Source organism: Gordonia sp. GN26 (assembly GCF_054823965.1).
Genome location: NZ_JSYC01000009.1, coordinates 56,696 through 72,638, shown reverse-complemented (window position 1 = coordinate 72,638; position 15,943 = coordinate 56,696). Strand labels below are relative to the sequence as shown.

At 66.2% G+C, this 15,943-nt stretch carries 16 protein-coding genes; 10 read left to right on the top strand and 6 right to left on the bottom strand.

Annotated features, from left to right (window positions below):
* From eutB to OK17_RS03450, 4 genes are all read left to right on the top strand, one after another.
* A partial coding sequence (gene eutB, locus OK17_RS03465; RefSeq protein WP_461416677.1) for an ethanolamine ammonia-lyase subunit EutB occupies positions 1-199 on the top strand: 199 nt, incomplete at its 5' end.
* Positions 196-969 (top strand): ethanolamine ammonia-lyase subunit EutC, encoded by a 774-nt coding sequence (gene eutC / locus OK17_RS03460; protein ID WP_461416676.1) that lies wholly within the window; start codon positions 196-198, stop codon positions 967-969. The genes eutB and eutC, both read left to right, overlap by 4 nt.
* Before the next feature lie 216 nt (positions 970-1,185).
* The gene (locus OK17_RS03455; protein WP_461416675.1) at positions 1,186-1,761 is read left to right on the top strand and encodes a hypothetical protein; all 576 of its coding nucleotides are present in this window, start codon (positions 1,186-1,188) and stop codon (positions 1,759-1,761) included.
* Positions 1,762-1,990: 229 nt separating this feature from the next.
* The gene (locus OK17_RS03450; protein WP_461416674.1) at positions 1,991-2,857 is read left to right on the top strand and encodes a formate/nitrite transporter family protein; all 867 of its coding nucleotides are present in this window, start codon (positions 1,991-1,993) and stop codon (positions 2,855-2,857) included.
* Positions 2,858-2,859: 2 nt separating this feature from the next.
* Here the strand turns inward: OK17_RS03450 and OK17_RS03445 are convergent, their stop codons facing one another.
* Both OK17_RS03445 and OK17_RS03440 read right to left on the bottom strand, forming a co-directional pair.
* Positions 2,860-3,693: a substrate-binding domain-containing protein gene (locus tag OK17_RS03445; protein WP_461416673.1), complete on the bottom strand. Its 834-nt coding sequence runs from the start codon at positions 3,691-3,693 to the stop codon at positions 2,860-2,862.
* Positions 3,694-4,133: 440 nt separating this feature from the next.
* Positions 4,134-4,769 (bottom strand): TetR/AcrR family transcriptional regulator, encoded by a 636-nt coding sequence (locus OK17_RS03440; protein ID WP_232715342.1) that lies wholly within the window; start codon positions 4,767-4,769, stop codon positions 4,134-4,136.
* A gap of 172 nt (positions 4,770-4,941) precedes the next feature.
* Between OK17_RS03440 and OK17_RS03435 the strand changes: the two genes are divergently transcribed.
* The 3 genes from OK17_RS03435 to OK17_RS03425 are packed head-to-tail and all read left to right on the top strand — an operon-like array spanning position 4,942 to position 7,926.
* A complete protein-coding gene (locus OK17_RS03435; RefSeq protein ID WP_232715341.1) occupies positions 4,942-5,262 on the top strand; it encodes a 2Fe-2S iron-sulfur cluster-binding protein in 321 nt (106 codons plus the stop codon).
* Between the two features lie 19 nt (positions 5,263-5,281).
* A complete protein-coding gene (locus OK17_RS03430; RefSeq protein WP_232715340.1) occupies positions 5,282-6,670 on the top strand; it encodes a cytochrome P450 in 1,389 nt (462 codons plus the stop codon).
* Entirely contained in the window at positions 6,667-7,926 is a 1,260-nt protein-coding gene (locus tag OK17_RS03425; RefSeq protein WP_461416672.1) for an NAD(P)/FAD-dependent oxidoreductase, read from the top strand. Before OK17_RS03430 ends, OK17_RS03425 begins: the two co-directional genes overlap by 4 nt.
* A 28-nt stretch (positions 7,927-7,954) precedes the next feature.
* On the opposite strand, the gene OK17_RS03420 is transcribed toward OK17_RS03425, so the two are convergent.
* Positions 7,955-9,160 carry a thiolase family protein gene (locus OK17_RS03420; RefSeq protein WP_461416671.1) on the bottom strand — a complete coding sequence of 402 codons (1,206 nt, stop codon included), beginning with the start codon at positions 9,158-9,160 and terminating at the stop codon, positions 7,955-7,957.
* On the bottom strand, positions 9,161-10,678 hold the full coding sequence (locus tag OK17_RS03415) for a carotenoid oxygenase family protein (RefSeq protein ID WP_461416670.1): 1,518 nt from the start codon (positions 10,676-10,678) through the stop codon (positions 9,161-9,163).
* A gap of 139 nt (positions 10,679-10,817) precedes the next feature.
* Between OK17_RS03415 and OK17_RS03410 the strand changes: the two genes are divergently transcribed.
* Both OK17_RS03410 and OK17_RS03405 read left to right on the top strand, forming a co-directional pair.
* Complete coding sequence (locus tag OK17_RS03410; RefSeq protein WP_461416669.1) at positions 10,818-12,053, top strand: acetyl-CoA acetyltransferase; 1,236 nt, start codon at positions 10,818-10,820, stop codon at positions 12,051-12,053.
* A gap of 29 nt (positions 12,054-12,082) precedes the next feature.
* Complete coding sequence (locus OK17_RS03405; RefSeq protein WP_461416668.1) at positions 12,083-13,030, top strand: winged helix-turn-helix transcriptional regulator; 948 nt, start codon at positions 12,083-12,085, stop codon at positions 13,028-13,030.
* A gap of 135 nt (positions 13,031-13,165) precedes the next feature.
* Here OK17_RS03405 and OK17_RS03400 read toward each other — a convergent pair whose 3' ends face one another.
* A complete protein-coding gene (locus OK17_RS03400; RefSeq protein WP_232715334.1) occupies positions 13,166-13,990 on the bottom strand; it encodes a class I SAM-dependent methyltransferase in 825 nt (274 codons plus the stop codon).
* A gap of 105 nt (positions 13,991-14,095) precedes the next feature.
* Between OK17_RS03400 and OK17_RS03395 the strand changes: the two genes are divergently transcribed.
* On the top strand, positions 14,096-15,058 hold the full coding sequence (locus OK17_RS03395; RefSeq protein ID WP_308195912.1) for a helix-turn-helix transcriptional regulator: 963 nt from the start codon (positions 14,096-14,098) through the stop codon (positions 15,056-15,058).
* Between the two features lie 29 nt (positions 15,059-15,087).
* Here OK17_RS03395 and OK17_RS03390 read toward each other — a convergent pair whose 3' ends face one another.
* On the bottom strand, positions 15,088-15,885 hold the full coding sequence (locus OK17_RS03390; RefSeq protein ID WP_461416667.1) for a DUF1542 domain-containing protein: 798 nt from the start codon (positions 15,883-15,885) through the stop codon (positions 15,088-15,090).
* Positions 15,886-15,943: the final 58 nt, after the last annotated feature.

Sequence of the window (15,943 nt, the reverse complement as noted above, 5' to 3'; positions counted from 1 at the left end):
CGGCGCCGACGACGTCATGCTCGGCTACCAAAGTCTGTCCTTCCACGATGCGCTCTACGTGCGTCAGGCACTCGGCCTCCGACCCGCTCCCGAATTCGAGACCTGGCTGGCGGGGCTCGGGATGGCCGACACCGATGGGCGGATCCTGCCGGTCGACGTGGTCAACTCTCCCTTGCGTTCGCTGACGGTGGCCCGATGAACGCCGCCGATCAACCGGCCGAGGACCATTGGGCCGACCTACGACTGACCACGCAGGCGCGGATCGGCCTGGGCCGGGCCGGGAATTCACTCCGCTCGCGTCGAGTGCTGGAGTTCAAGGCTGCTCATTCCGCTGCGCGCGACGCCGTGCACGAACCTCTCGACGTCGACGACCTGACCCGGCAGATCAGCGAACTCGACATGGAACCAGCACTGCATGTGCAGAGCCGGGCCGACTCCCGCGGCGAGTACCTGAGGCGACCGGATCTCGGACGGCAGCCCGCGGACCTGTCTCATCTGCCCGACACCGGCGCCGACCTCGCCATCGTGCTGGCCGACGGACTCTCACCGCGCGCACTCGCCGACCACGGACGGGGACTGCTCGACGCGCTCCTCGACACCCTCGGCGAGCGCTACTCGCTCGCTCCCCCGGTGATCGCGACCCAGGCCCGGGTCGCACTCGGCGACCACATCGGCGAAGCCCTCCGTGCCCAGACGATGATCATGATCATCGGCGAACGCCCCGGGCTCTCGGTCGCCGACAGTCTCGGTATCTACCTCACCCATCTCCCGCAGGCGGGACGCCATGACGCTGATCGCAACTGCATCTCCAACATCCACCCGCCCGACGGTCTCGACTACACGACCGCCGCCGCGATCACCGCGGCCCTGGTGGACGGCGCCCGCAAACTCGGGAGATCCGGAGTCGCGCTCAAGGACACCTCACGCGACCAACTCGCGGACAGTGACGCGCGCATCCTGGACGGCTAGATACCGTCTGGGCGACCCATGACAGTCGCCGCCGTCGACTGTCATGGGTCGCGGCGAAGACATCGTCGCCCTTTGCGGAGGTCATCGAGGCGGCGGCGTCCTCGGAAGATCGTCCTCCGGACCACCCGTCGGAGTGAGGGTGCAACCCCGCTGCAGAACGAAAAGCCATGTGCCGTAGTCTTTTCTCACGTGAATTCCGCTGCTGACGATGCTTTCATGACCGACCTCACTTCGCATGTTTGCGTGTGGTGCTCGTCCACCGAGGACATCGCCGAACTCCGTGGCGAACCGCGGTGCGGGCGGTGCCGCACTGCAGAACAGACCATCGCTGCGGCCCGCGAGTTCGTCGGCCTGTACGGTCTGCGGCCCTTGGGTGGATCGCTCGCCTCCGAGGACGAGGAGGAACACGAACACCGCGTGGCCGCGCGCGAGGCCCGGGTGCTGCTGAACCAGACCCGCTCGCAGACGCCTACGCGCAGCAAGTCCAAGCCGGGACAGCGCGTTGCGACCCGCACCGCGACCACCGCGCCGAAGGCGAGCAGCAAGACGCCGGCCCCCAAGACCCAGAACGACAAGTCCGGGGTCACCCGGCCGGACCGCGCCGAACTCATGAGCCGCGCCAAGAACCTGCTGGCGCAGCTCGCCGAGATCGAGGAACGCCTGACGATCGCGCAGAAGGACTCCGGCTTGAGTGGCAAGGCCAAGGTGTCGGACCTGACCGCGAAGCGGGATTCGATCCTGCGGACGCTCGCCGCTCTGGAGAAGGCGAACCGGGCGCTGGAGCCGGCCTGACGCTCCTCGCGGCAGCAGTCCGCGGATCGTAAACCGCTGGGCCACAACCCGTTCGGATGCCCCTTCGCGCCGCATGCCCCTGATCGCCGGTGAAACACGCCGTTTGCGCACCGGTCGGTTCCCCTGCATGGTCGTCGACGACGCGTAGCATTCGGGTCGCACCTGCAGCAGCGCGGGACCGCCCAGGGGCGGCGCGTGCCGCCTGCCCCGCGTTCCGAGAGGAATCGCGATGACCGCGAACCAGCGCGACCACGAGGACGATCGGCGCGCGGCCGGTCGCGCGGACGGCCCCCTCGAACAGCAGCTCGAGGAGAGTTTCGACGAAGTCGTGACCGAGGGCACCGAACGCCTGTACCGGGCGGTGCGCACAGTGCTCATCACCGGCTTCTTCGGCGGGCTGGAGGTCGGACTCGGTGTCATGGCGATGCTGGCCGTCGTCCACGAGACAGGCAGCCACCTCTTGGGCGGCCTCGCCTTCAGTATCGGACTCATCGCGATCTACCTCGCGCACAGCGAGCTGTTCACCGAGGACTTCCTGATGCCCATCGCCGCGGTGGTGGCGCGTAAGGGATCTGTCCTTCAGCTGATCAAGCTCTGGGTCGGTACGCTGCTGGCCAACCTCCTCGGCGGCTGGGTCATCATGTGGCTCATCACGCGATCGTTTCCGGAATGGAACGAGACGCTGTCAGAGTCGGCACATCACTTCGTCGACGCCCCGTTGTCGTTGCAGAGCATCTGCCTGGCGGTCCTCGGTGGAGCCGTCATGACTCTGCTGACCCGGATGCAGCAGGGCACGTCGTCCGACCCGGCCAAGATCGCGGCGACTGTCGGAACGGCGTTTCTGCTCGCGGGTCTACAGCTGTTCCATTCCGTCCTCGACTCGCTGCTCATCTTCGGTGCGATCCAGGTCGGCGGCGGCGTCACCGTCGTCGGTTGGTTGTCGTGGTTCTGGTACACCGTGGCGTTCAACATCATCGGTGGCATCGTGCTGGTAACGGCCCTACGTCTGCTGCAGACCAAGGAACTGGTCGAGCAGGAACGCCGAGCGCCCGGGCCCGACTCGGACCGCAATGACGTGCCCTCCGAGAAGCCGTAGGGCTACCCTCTCGACGGCGTGTTCGCGAGCTCCACCGCCCGACGTAGCGCCTCCCGGTCGACGACATCGCCGGCGTTCATCGGCTGGGTCAGGACGCCCGACTCGGTCGCGATGTCGATCATGAACCCCACGCTGTCGTCGGAGAGCCCGCCATCCTCTGTCCAGAACGGATATTTCTGGATGAGGTCGTAGAGCTCTCGAAGCGATTGTTCGGACGGAGGTTCGTCGACGTACTCGCCGACCGCCGCTCGAAACAGTGCGAAGTCGCTCTTCAGCGTTGTCATCGCCCGCAGCGTGGTGGCACAGTATCGCGCGGCCAGTTCTCTGTTCTGTGCGAGCCAGCCCGCCTCGGCGGCCTGGGCCACCTTGAGGAAACCTGGGGCGTTCTCGTAGAGCGTGGCGATCAACACCGGTCGGTCCACCGTCGATCGGGCGGCGTCGAACTGCGTGTCGTGAATGACGGTGGCGTCGAGCTGTCCGGTGGCCCAGGCTTCCGTTCGGGCGGTTGCGTTTTCGATGATTCGCGGATTCGGGATCTCGTGCACGTCACGCGCCTCACCGATGCCGCTCAACAGCGCATTCAAAACGATGGCCCCTGCGCCGCCCGGGCTGTCGACGCCCACCCGGGTCGATGGCTCGAACAGCTGGCCGGCCGTGTCGACGCCATTGGCGCCGGCCAGGACGAAGTCGTCCATGCTGACGTATGGGCAGAACACCTTCAGATCCTCGCCCCGCTCCCGCGCATCGAGAATCGCCGAGAACGACGTTGCGAGAACCTCGGCATCGCCGTCGGACAAGGTCTTCACCGCGTCGGTGTGAGTGCCGGTGATCGTCACGTTCCCGTCGACGCTGAGGTCCAGCCCGGAATCGCGTCCGTACTCCCCGACGCCGTACACCAGCGGTATCTGCGACGCCGGCGGGGGCGAACCCAGCACGATCCGCAGCGACTCCCCTGTGCCCGCGTCGGTGGGCTGGGCGCAAGCGGTTCCGACGGCCGCCAGCCCGCTGACGGTGATGGCCGCGATCATGCGCGTCGTTCGGCTCCGGCGACCCCTGGCTGACATCCGGTACCTCTTCCGCAGTGTCCGATCGTTCCGCAGCAGTGCATCGACTGCGGACTCGCCCGTGCGGAGACACCCGATTCCCTCGGCATTGGGTTCAGGTGAACATACGTCAGCTCGACGCCGCGGGTGGGCAATCCGGAAGAAGTCGAATCGTCGTGCGACACAGAAGTTCATGACGGGTCATCCGCGATGAGCGCCATCGGCGGCCGGTGTCAGGTGAGCGGCGCCTTGAGTCCGTGCAGGATCGTGCCGATGAGCCGATCGAAGTAGTTCTCGCGTTCGGCCTCGGGCAACAGTCCGAGAGGTCCCTTGATGCAGAGCTCGGCGAATCCGTGAACCGCTGCCCAGCAGACGATCTCGGAGTCCGGGCGGCGTTCGGGCGGGATCTCTCCCACGGTCACCATCTCGTCGAGGACGCTGTGCAGGATGGCGTATGGGCCGTCGCGGCGCGCCGACACGTCGGGATTGACGCCCGGTCGGGAGAACTCGGCGTGAAAGGCGACCTGGAACAGATGCGGTTCGTCGATTGCGAACAGGGCATAAGCTCGCGCGGTCTCACGGAATCGGGAGCGCGCGACCTCCTCGGGTGCCTCGTCATCGGAGACCGTCGCGATCCGCTGGCGCATCAGATCGGCGAGTGTTGCGAGGGCGCGGTCGGCAATCGACGTCATCAGCTCCTGACGATCGGCGAAATGCCGATAGGCGGCGTTGTGGGAAACGCCGGCGCGCCGCGCCACCTCGCGGATGGTCACCTTCTCGGGAGCACTACTGCGCGCCAGCTCCCATGCCTCGTCGATGAGGGCATTGCGAAGGTTGCCGTGGTGATAGGTGGTGCGCTCCGATGCCATGGCGGTCACTCTACCGAGGTTGGGCCAGTCCCCCGACCTGGGTGAACCCGACACGACCTCCTTTCATGCCAATGGATGTTGACAGGGACAACATCGTGGTTCATTCTATGTTGACACTGCCAACACCTAGTGGTGACCGTCACAGCCCAGGGCGGTATTCAAGGAGGAACTCATGGCCACCGTCACCTTCATCACCTACGACGGAGAAAAGCAGGAAGTCCCGTTCGTCGAGGGTCAGAACCTGATGCAGGTCGCGACCGACAACGCGGTGTCGGGAATCGATGGCGATTGCGGCGGAGACGCTGCCTGCGGCACCTGCCACGTGATGATCGACCACCAGTGGGCCGCCGCGACCGGCAGTCGCAACGCCACCGAAGCGCAGATGCTCGAGATGAATCCTGACTGTCAGGAGAACTCGCGACTGTCGTGTCAGATCGCACTCTCCGCCGTACACGACGGTCTCGTCGTCAATCTTCCCGAATTCCAGTTCTGAACCGATCGGAGAACCACTGATGCAGATCCTCGACCGCGTCGTTGAGACGGTGCAGGCGAACATCCCGTTGGACCGTCAGGTTCAGGGCCTCCAGCTCTTCCACAAGACCCGCGCTCGGCTGCTCGGCGAGACGCGGCCGGAATCCTATGTGGAGAAGCCCATCCCGCCGGTGGACCAAGTCGGTCTGGACGAGATCGACATGAGCAACCCGTTCATGTACCGGCAGGGTCAGTGGATTCCCTACTTCGCCCGCCTTCGCGACGAGGCGCCGGTCCACTATCAGGCGAGCAGTCGTTTCGGCCCGTTCTGGTCGGTGACCCGGTACGACGACATCCTCACCGTCGACAAGGACCATGAAACCTTCTCGGCCGAACCCTTCATCGTGATCGGCACTCCCCCACCGGGTCTCGACGTCGAGATGTTCATCGCGATGGACCCGCCCCGACACGACGAGCAGCGCCGGGCGGTTCAGGGCGTCGTGGCACCGAAGAACCTCAAGGAGATGGAAGGGCTGATCCGGGAACGCGTGTGCGAGGTTCTCGACAACCTTCCCGTCGGCGAACCGTTCAACTGGGTCGATCGGGTCTCGGTCGAGATCACGGCGCGGACGCTCGCGACGATCCTCGACTTCCCGTACGACGAACGCCGTAAGCTGGTGCGCTGGTCCGACCTGGCGGCCGGCAGCGAGGAGGCGACCGGCGGCAGCAGCGACCCCGACGTCGTGTTCCAGGCCGCTCTGGAGATGGTCCGCGCGTTCGCCGAACTGTGGCATGACAAGGCTGCGCGTCTGGAGGCCGGGGAGGCACCGGGATTCGATCTCATCAGCATGCTGCAGTCCAATGAGAAGACCAAGGACCTGGTGAAGCGGCCGATGGAGTTCATCGGCAATCTGACGCTGCTGATCGTCGGCGGAAACGACACCACGCGCAACTCGATGTCGGGCGGTGTCTACGCACTGAACAAGTTCCCCGGCGAATTCGACAAGCTCAAGGCCGACCCGAGCCTCATCCCCAACATGGTCTCGGAGATCATCCGCTGGCAGACTCCGCTGGCCTACATGCGGCGGGTCGCCACGAAGGACACCATCCTCAACGGGCAGTTCATCCGCAAGGGCGACAAGCTGGTGATGTGGTACGCCTCAGGCAACCGGGACGAGAGCAAGTTCGAGCGAGCCGACGAGCTCATCATCGACCGCCCGAATGCGCGGAACCACATGGCCTTCGGATACGGCGTGCACCGGTGCATGGGCAACCGTCTCGCCGAACTGCAGCTCCGGATCCTCTGGGAGGAACTGCTGCACCGCTTCGACGACATCAAGGTGCTCGAGGAGCCCGAGTACGTGCAGTCCAACTTCGTCCGTGGGTACAGCAAGCTGATGGTCGAACTCACGCCGAAGACACCGTCATGACCTCGGGACGTGCCGTCGTGATCGGCGCCAGCCACGCCGGCGCCCAACTGAGTGCCCAGCTGCGGTCGTCGGGTTGGGACGGTGACATCGTCCTGATCGGCGATGAGCCGTACCTGCCCTACCACCGGCCGCCGATGTCCAAGACGTACCTTGCGGACACTGTCGGGATCGATGACCTGCTGATCCGCGGAAACGAGTTCTACGACAAGCAGAACATCCGGATTCGTCGTGCCCGGGTAGAACACATAGATCGTGCCGAGCAGCGCGTCGTTCTGGGCGATGGCGACTCGGTGTCGTATGACCGACTCGCGCTGTGTACCGGTGCCAGCCCTGTGCGCCTGGGGATTCCGGGAGCCGAACTCCGTGGCGTGTACTACCTGCGGACCGCCGAGGATGTCGAGGCGATCCGCGCCGACGTTCCGGGCAGCAGGCGCGCCGTGATCGTGGGCGGTGGTTACATCGGACTCGAAACTGCGGCTTCGCTGCGCAAACTCGGTCTCGACGTCACCGTCGTCGAGGCAGCGGACCGTGTCCTGCGGCGGGTTACGGCCCCGGAGGTCTCCGACTTCTTTCGTCGGATCCACGAAGCAGAGGGCGTCCACATCAAGACCGATGCGGCCGTCGTCGGCTTCGAGGGTGACGAGAGTGGCGCCGGCGCGGACCGCGTGACCGGGGTGCGTCTCACCGACGGCGAGACGGTCCCGGCGGATTTCGTGATCGTCGGGATCGGTGTCCGTCCGAACGTCGAACTGGCGCACGAGGCCGGGCTCGCCGTCGACGACGGCATCATCGTCGATGCGCAAGGCCGCACCAGCGATCCCCAGATCACCGCGGCCGGTGACTGCGTCACCTACCACGACGTGCGATACGGGAAGACTCGGCTCGAGTCGGTGCCGAGCGCCGGCGAGCAGGCCAAGGTCGCGGCGGCCACCATGTGCGGCAAGGAGACCGCGATCTCGGCCCTTCCGTGGTTCTGGTCCGATCAGTACGACCTCAAGCTGCAGATCGCCGGACTCAACACCGGGTACGACACCGTCGTCCTGCGCGGGGACCCGACGACGGACCGTGAGTTCGCATGTTTCTACCTGCGGGAGGGGCAACTGATCGCGGCCGACTGCGTCAATCGACCGCAAGAGTTCATGTTCAGCAAACGTGTTCTGGCACAGGGGCTGCCGGTCGACCGGGATGCACTTGCCGATCTCGGCGTACCGATCGCGTCGCAGCTCGCGGCGGTCCGCAACAAGGCCACTGCATAGTACTGGCGTTTCTCGCCATTCCGTCGGCCTACCTGAGTCGTTGGACGATCGCTGCGGCGCCGAGTCCGAGGCCGCCGGGAATCGTGAGCAGAGCGATTTCTCCGTCGGTGCGCTCCAGGTGATCGAGCGCATTCACCAGCAGCACACCACCGGTCGCGCCGAGCGGGTGTCCGGTGGCGCACGCGCCGCCGTTCGGGTTGACCCGGGCGGGGTCGAGATCGAGTTCGCGGGTCAGCAGCATCGGAGACACGGCGAAGGACTCGTTCGCCTCGATGACATCGAGGTCGTCTGGCCGGAGGCCGGTCTGCGCAAGTGCTTTTCGCGCGGCGTCGACCGCGGCGGTCAGTCTGGGCGACCGGACCGCTGCCTGGGTGACGGCGAGGATGCGGGCGCGAGGATGCGATCCCAGGGTCTGCTCCGACTTCGCGCCGCCCAGCAGGGCTGCCGACGCGCCGTCGGCAAGTTGCGGAGCAGTGGCCATGGTATGGAGGCCACCGGCCGGACGCATCGAATCCGGCAGCCGGGAGGCGACCAGATCCCAGGACGGGTCGTCCCCGAAAAGCGTCGGCAGACCGCCGAATCCGACGGCGTCGGCGTCAGCACGGGCTCCTTCGTCGCCGGCGAGGGTCGCCCAGCGCGACATCACCGGAACGACCGACATGGATGTGGGGGCCTTGGCGGCTCGGTGATGTGAGCGGACCGCGTAGGCGTCGAGTTCATCGCGGGTGATCCCGGCGTCGGCGGCGGTCAGATCTGCCGAGACGCCGATCGTCACGAAGCCGGTCCGGTCGCGGAGGTCGCCGTCGAACGCGAACGCCGGCTTGTCGAGCAACAACGGCACGCGCGACATCGATTCGACACCACCCGCCACGACCACGTCGGCCATCCCGGATGCGATCCGTGCGGTTGCGGATCCGATGGCGTCGATCCCGGAGCAACACAGCCTGGAGACCACGCCGCCGGGCACGGTGTCGGGCCAACCGGCCCACAGCGATGCGGCGCGTGCGATGGCGCTGCCCTGTTCCCCGGCCGCGGTGCTGGTGCCGATGACCATGTCGTCGACGACGTGCGGGTCGAGGCCGCGGGCGGCCAGGGCGCGCAACAGGCCGGCCAGCAACTCGTGTGCGGGAACGTCGGCGAGTGTTCCGCCGGAGCGACGTACGCGGCCCTTCGGGGTGCGGACGGCGTCGTACACGTAGACGTCGCGAGCAAGCGACGAGCGAACCGTCTTCACTTAGAGGCCGACCGCCTCGGCGGCGGTGTCGGTCTCCCGCCACCGGCGCAGCTCACTGCCCGCTGCCCAGGTGGAATGGGTTCCGCTGGAGATACGTTCGGGGAATGCGAGTTTGCACACCGGGCCGTCGGAGACACGCGCCGCGTCGAAGATCACGCAGTAGGACGCGTCGTCGTTCATGTCGGTGGTGAGCGTGATCAGGTAGCCGTCGTCCTCACCTGTGCTGCCGACGCGCGGAGCCATCGACGCCTCGCTGCCGAACACCCCGTCTCCGAGGTGGAACGACTCCTCCGCGCCGGTCTCGGTGTCGTGGCGGACGAGTCCGTTGAACAGGAACCATCCGTCGACGCCGGATGCGGCGTACACATAGCGATGTTTGCTGCCGGCGTGGCCGCCGTTGATCATGCCGAACTCGGTGATCGTGTCGGTGAGTCGCTCTTCGGTGGTCTGACCGGTCCGGATGTTGAACCGCCAGCGGTGCAGGCGCGATTGGAAGTGATCGAGCGCCAGGTAGCGGAACGCCCGCTGCCATTTGTCGGTGATGCCGTCGGCCGGCGGTTCCGGCTCGCCTTGGTAGAACCCTTCGAGCACGATCTCTTCGCCGACCTCGTAGGCGTTGACGAAATGCAGCACGTACGTCGGGTCTGCCTCGAACCACTTGATGTCGGAGGGCTGTCCGCGCCGCGGGATGACGGCGAACCGCGACGGGGTGTCCCGGTGGAACCGCGGGTAGTGCACGTCGTGCTTCAGCAGTTCGGGGTCCCAGAACATGGGCAGGTCGTTGAGGATGGCGTAGTTCTCGGTGAACGCCATGTCGTGTGGCAGTCGTGGACCGGGTAGAGGGACATCGACGTAGTGGACGAGGTCGTTGTTCTCGTCGACCACGCCGTAGTGCATGTACGGCGCTTCCTTGCCGTAGTTGAAGAAGAGCATCTCGCCCGTCCGGTCGTCGACCTTGGGATGGGCCGACACTCCCAGATGGTACGGAAAAGCGCCGTTCCAGGACTCCTTGCCCAGCGTCTTCGCCGAGTACGGATCGAGGCGGTAGAGGTCGCCGCACATCCAGAAGCTGGACAGGGCGGTGCCGCGGTGCACCACGATGTCGGTGCTCGACGCATCCTTCATCCGTCGCCGGGCACCCCAGCCGTCTTCGCGTTCGGCCCAATCGGGCAGTTCTGCGGTACCGGCCCACAGCGGACGCTGCGCCTCGTTCTCCGCCAGCATTCCGTCCGTGCGCACGAAACGGTTGCGATAGAACGCTTTTCCATCACGGAAACCCACGACGTGGACCATGCCGTCGCCGTCGAACGGGTGATAGTTCTTGACCGCCGGATGCAGCGGATTCTCGGTGTTGCGCAGGTACACGCCGTCGAGGTCGGCGGGGATCTCGCCGGCGACGACCGTCAGGTCGTCGGCCTTCCACTCGGTGGTCTGCGGACGCCACGGGCCGGTGCGATACGGGTGGTCGTCGTCCGCGGGCAGCGTCGACAGCAGCTTGCCCAGAACCTCGATCTCCATCGACTCAACTTCCTTCGGAGCGGTCACTACAGTTACGAGAGTGACTGACCTGCGTTGACCTGTCAAGGGCTACCGCGGGCCGCCTGAGGTCGATACTCTCGCTGTTGTAGTTCGATTCGTGAGGAAGGCGTGCGGGGAGATGACTGACAAGACGGTATGGATCACCGGGGGATACCAGTCCGATTTCGCCCGGAACCTCACCAAGGAGGGGCGTGGACTCCCGGAGCTCTTCGATGAGGTCGTAGCGGGCACGGTGTCGGCGTCGGGTGTCCCGGTCGACGACATCGACGTGATCCATGTGGGCAACGCATTCGGGCAGGTCTACACCGGCCAGGGGCACCTCGGCGCCATGCCCGCATCGGTCGTCCCGGAGCTGTGGAACATCCCAGCGAGCCGGCACGAGGGTGCGTGCGCGTCCGGGTCCCTGGCGATTCTCGCCGCGATGGCAGATCTGGAGTCGGGGCGCTACGACTGTGCGCTCGTCGTCGGCGCCGAACTCGAGAAGAACGTCCCGGGCGATGACGGGGCGCGGAACATGGCCGGCGCGGCCTGGATCGGCGAAGAAGGCCAAGACGCGAACTTCATGTGGCCGTACATGTTCAGCCGCATCGCCGAGGAGTACGACAAGCGCTACGGGTTGGATCCGCAGCATCTGTGGCAGATCGCGGAGTTGAACTCCCGCAACGCACGTAGAAACCCACTGGCCCAGACCCGCGGCTGGGAATACGTACCGGCGTCGTTCACCGCTGACGACACCGCCAACCCGATCGTCGAGGGTCGCCTCCGCAAGATCGACTGCGGTCCGCTCACCGACGGCGGGGCCGGCGTCGTACTGGTCTCGGACCGATACCGACGAGCGCATCCGGAACTCGAGTCGACGGGCGTGTCGGCAATTCTGGGCTGGGGCCATCGCACCGTCGGGTTGCTCCTGGAGGACAAGCTGGCCCGCAGCGCGGACGACGAGCTGATGTTCCCCCATGTCCGCCAGGCGATCTCCGATGCCTTCGGTCGGGCAGGCGTTGCGGGTGTCGACGACCTCGATGTCATCGAGACCCATGACTGTTTCACGACCAGTGAATACATGGCCATCGACCACTTCGGACTCACCGCACCGGGCGAGAGCTGGAAGGCGATCGAATCCGGCGAACTCGAGATCGACGGTCGGGTCGCGATGAACCCCAGCGGCGGTCTGCTCGGCGGAGGACACCCGGTGGGTGCCACCGGAATCCGCATGCTCCTCGATTGCCATCGTCAGATCACCGCCGACGCAGGTGATTACCAGGTCGATGAAGCGCGACGCGCGGCCACGTTGAACATCGGCGGGAGCACCACGACGGTCGCGAGCTTCGTCGTCGGCTCACCGGCGACGACGTAGCCCGCCGAGCCTGAACTAAGGTCTTCGAGGTGGAACCAGACCGCGACAGCTTCACCAGCCTGGAGCCCGGCGGCGACAATGCCATCGCGGTGACCCTCGGCATCCTCGGCGACGAGTGGAACCTGTGGATCCTGCGGCACGCAGTCGAAGGTGCGAAACGGTACGGCGACTGGATGCGCGAGGGTGCGATCTCCAACTCCGTGTTGTCCTCGCGACTGGGGGTGCTCACCGACAAGGGTCTGTTCGACCGTGTGCAGTACGCCCACCGCCCGGACCGCTACGAATACGTGCTGACCCGACGCGGCGCCGACATCTGGACCGTACTGCTGACGATGTGGGCGTGGGAGCAGACGTGGGCGCCACCGGCGACTCCCCCGCTACCGCGGATGCGGCACACCGGATGCGGCGAGTTCTTTTCTCCCGCAACGACGTGCGGCGAATGCGGCGCAGGCGTCGAGGCTCACGACGTCGTCGCAGACCTCGGCCCGAGCGGTGCCTGGCCGCGAAGCGTCCCCGCTTCGATCACTCGACGACGCTCGGCGGGAGCCAAACAGCCTTCCCAGGTCATCCCGCACACCATGGAGCTCATCGGTGACCGGTGGTCTGCGGCCATACTCGGCGCACTGTTCCTTGGTGCTCGACGGTTCGGCGAGTTCTCCGAACGGACCAGCGCTCCACCGACAATGGTCGCCGATCGGCTGGCGCGATTCGTCCGGCTGGGGGCCATCGACACCGAACCCAATCCCGACCGCCCGGACTGGGTCAGTTATCGCCTGACCCCCAAGGGGGTGGCCTTCTTTCCGGTTGTCGTCTTCATGATCACCTGGGGCCAACGCTGGTTCCGTGCTCCCGAAGGTCCCGCGCTGATCTTCACGCACCGCGGCACGGGTCATGAGTTCCGTCCGCGCCTGGCATGTGACCGGTGCGGTGAAGAACTGACGGCGAGTGCCGTGTCGATCGAACCGGTCGACGTCTAGCGTTCTCCATGCCCGATAGGCGATGGGCCTCGACAGCGCCTGCGTCGGCACCCTCCCGGTCCAGGATCTGACCAAGCGTTGGTGTCATCAAGCCCTGCCCCACCACGGCGTGTGTGACGGATGTCGCGCTCGGCCTCAGCGGTCACGAGCCCGCGAGGATTCCGTGCACGGCGTCGGCGGTCGCCTACCGACGGTGATGACGAACTGATACGACCACGCCGCGAAAACCGGGTCCAGCAGGACGTTTTCGAGCCGCCACAGTTCCTCCTCGGTGAACCCGAAGGTGGTCAGGAGGGGTTCGAGCTGCTGAACCAGGCTGCGGTAGTAGAGCATTCCATCGGACCCGCCGGGTGAGGTGAACCGGAACTCCTCTTCACGTACGTTTGTCAGCCCGGCACGATGCATGTGGTCGCCGGCGGCATGGGCCCACTGCAGATCCATCCCGACGGCAGGGCCCACGCGGGTTGTCCCGGCTTCGAGGACGCGGTCGAAGAGGTCGCGATCGGCATCGTGCCGGGCTGCCACGGCGGTGGGCGGAAGGCCGGTCGCGTCGCAGAGGACCAGCCATCCGCCGGGCGCCAGTTTCGCGACGAGTGCATCGAAGACCTCGCGCCGGCGTCGAAGATGCATCATCAACATGCGGGCGTGGATGAGGTCGTAGGGGCCGCCGTCGGGAAGTCCGTCGTTGAGGTCCATGGTGTGCACAGTGAGTCCGGGTGCTTCGACGAGATGGCTTGTGTCGACGTCCACGGCGTCGACCGTTCCGTTCGGCCCGACTCGGTTCGCGAGCCAGCGGCTGATCGAACCGCCGCCTGCGCCGAGCTCCAGGCACCGCCGGCCCGACACCGCACCACATTCGGCCAGGGCTCGCGTCGTCGTCGGGTCCAGCATCGCAGCAAGCGTGTCCACCTGGATTCGGCCGTTGTCGGAGCCCGTTCGGAACACGTAATCAGTGGTCATGGGCATTTCCTCTCGTCGGAGCTGGTCGGTGGCACTGCCATGAGCGGCTACCCTAAACGGTGATTAGGCTGGCGAAGGTCCTATTCCGGTGCCACGCTGGAACCCATGTCGTCGATGTCGGTTCGACTACTCAGGCTTCTGTCTCTCCTGCAAGGGCACGAGGAGTGGACGGGCGCCCAGCTGTCGCAACGTCTCGGCGTGAGCGGGCGGACCGTCCGCAGGGACATGGAGAAGCTCCGCGAGCTCGGCTATGACGTGGAAGCGACGCGCGGCGGGATCGGTGGCTACCGGCTCGGGCACGGCGGCAACAAATTGCCGCCGTTGCTGCTCGACACCGACGAAGCGGTCGCTGTCGCAGTCGGACTTCGGACCGGGGTGAACTGCATCATCGGCGGGATGGAAGAGACCTCACTGCGTGCCCTCACGAAACTGGAAGGGACGCTGCCGGATTGGCTCCGTCAGCACGTCCGCGATCTCAGTCACTTCATGGTTCCGCTCCCCCACGAGGAACCGATCCCGATCACCGATCCCACGCGACTGACCACACTGGCCGAGGCCTGTCGCAGGCACGAGCGATTTCGATTCACCTACGACCCCGACGACCTCACCACCCACGACGTCGAGCCCTATCGGCTCGTCAACCGTGGGCATCGCTGGTACCTCCTCGGATACGACGTCGGGAAGACCGACTGGGAACTCTTTGCCGTAGAGCAGATCGCGCCGCGTAACCCGCATTTCGGGCCGCGATTCGCCGAGCGGGCGCTGCCGGCCGACGACATCGCCGTATACGTCGGCAATCGTCTCCGCGAACCGCACTGGGCCCACCGCGCGTCAGTGATTCTCCACGCCGGCGCAGACGAGGTGGCAGGCAAGGTGGCGCCTGCGGAGGGGACGATCTCACCGATCGACGACGAGAATTGTCGCGCAATACTCGGGGGACAGAGCCTCACCGGGGTCGCTGCGACCCTGACACGACTCGACGTCGACTTCGAGGTCGAGCGCCCCGCCGAACTGGTCGAACACCTGGGCGTCCTGGCCGATCGCTACGCGCGCGCCGGCCACCGGTGATCAGGGCTGTGTGAAGGTCCGACAGTCGATCAGAAGTCGAAACCGCCGCCCCCGAAGTCTCCGAAGCCGCCACCGTCTCCGCCGAAACCACCGTCTGCGCCGAAACCGCCGTCGCCGCCGGCATCACCTCCGAAGTCGTCCCCTCCGGCGCCGCCGTCGATGGCGCCCATGTCGGATCCGTCACCGACACCGTTCTCGAAGCCCTGAGCGTCGTACGGAACGCCGGCCATACCGGAGAACATCGCGGAGAACAGGAACATCGACCCGACTCCCCAGGCACCCGCCACGAGTGCCGGCCGCCACCAGGGCTCGGAGTACCAACCGGCCGGAACCGGGCGTCCGGCGACGCGGCCGCCCGGGTAGTAGTTCGGCGTCCGATCAGACGGGTTGGGCGACGCCTCGACCTGACGGCCTTCGAACTCGACCTTCCGATCCTCGGTGACCTTGCCTGCGCTCTGCTGACCCTCGAGTTCGGGGATGGCGGGACCGGGATCGAGGTTCATCGCGACCCGCGCCGCACGGATGTAGTAGAGACCCTCGATCGCGGTCTGCTTGGCCAGGCGCGCCTGCGCGGGCGAGTTGGCCTGCTCGATCTGTGACCCCGCCGCGGTATAGCGCTCCCCGGCGTCGGCGAGAGCCTGCTTTGAGGCCGGTCCGTCGCCCACCAGCATGAACACCTGCCCGCCGAGACGTTCGATCGCTTGCCTCGCGTCGGCCTTCGCATCGTCCAGGGTCCGAGCGGCGTTGGCCCCGGAGCGCTGCTGTGCGACGACCACCACCGCGACGACGATCAGGACTATGACGGCGATCAGGATCAGTGCTTCCATGGGTTTCTCCAGCTCATATGTGTCCGACGGACTCGTCCTGCTCAAGCCGCTGAGCGCA

Coding starts and splice junctions, on each gene's coding strand:
- OK17_RS03410 (WP_461416669.1), top strand. CDS start 10,818: ATGACTGACAAGACGGTATGGATCACCGGGGGATACCAGTCCGATTTC.
- OK17_RS03440 (WP_232715342.1), bottom strand. CDS start 4,769: ATGGCATCGGAGCGCACCACCTATCACCACGGCAACCTTCGCAATGCC.
- OK17_RS03395 (WP_308195912.1), top strand. CDS start 14,096: ATGTCGTCGATGTCGGTTCGACTACTCAGGCTTCTGTCTCTCCTGCAA.
- OK17_RS03430 (WP_232715340.1), top strand. CDS start 5,282: ATGCAGATCCTCGACCGCGTCGTTGAGACGGTGCAGGCGAACATCCCG.
- OK17_RS03425 (WP_461416672.1), top strand. CDS start 6,667: ATGACCTCGGGACGTGCCGTCGTGATCGGCGCCAGCCACGCCGGCGCC.
- OK17_RS03455 (WP_461416675.1), top strand. CDS start 1,186: ATGACCGACCTCACTTCGCATGTTTGCGTGTGGTGCTCGTCCACCGAG.
- OK17_RS03400 (WP_232715334.1), bottom strand. CDS start 13,990: ATGACCACTGATTACGTGTTCCGAACGGGCTCCGACAACGGCCGAATC.
- OK17_RS03435 (WP_232715341.1), top strand. CDS start 4,942: ATGGCCACCGTCACCTTCATCACCTACGACGGAGAAAAGCAGGAAGTC.
- OK17_RS03415 (WP_461416670.1), bottom strand. CDS start 10,678: ATGGAGATCGAGGTTCTGGGCAAGCTGCTGTCGACGCTGCCCGCGGAC.
- OK17_RS03450 (WP_461416674.1), top strand. CDS start 1,991: ATGACCGCGAACCAGCGCGACCACGAGGACGATCGGCGCGCGGCCGGT.
- OK17_RS03390 (WP_461416667.1), bottom strand. CDS start 15,885: ATGGAAGCACTGATCCTGATCGCCGTCATAGTCCTGATCGTCGTCGCG.
- eutC (WP_461416676.1), top strand. CDS start 196: ATGAACGCCGCCGATCAACCGGCCGAGGACCATTGGGCCGACCTACGA.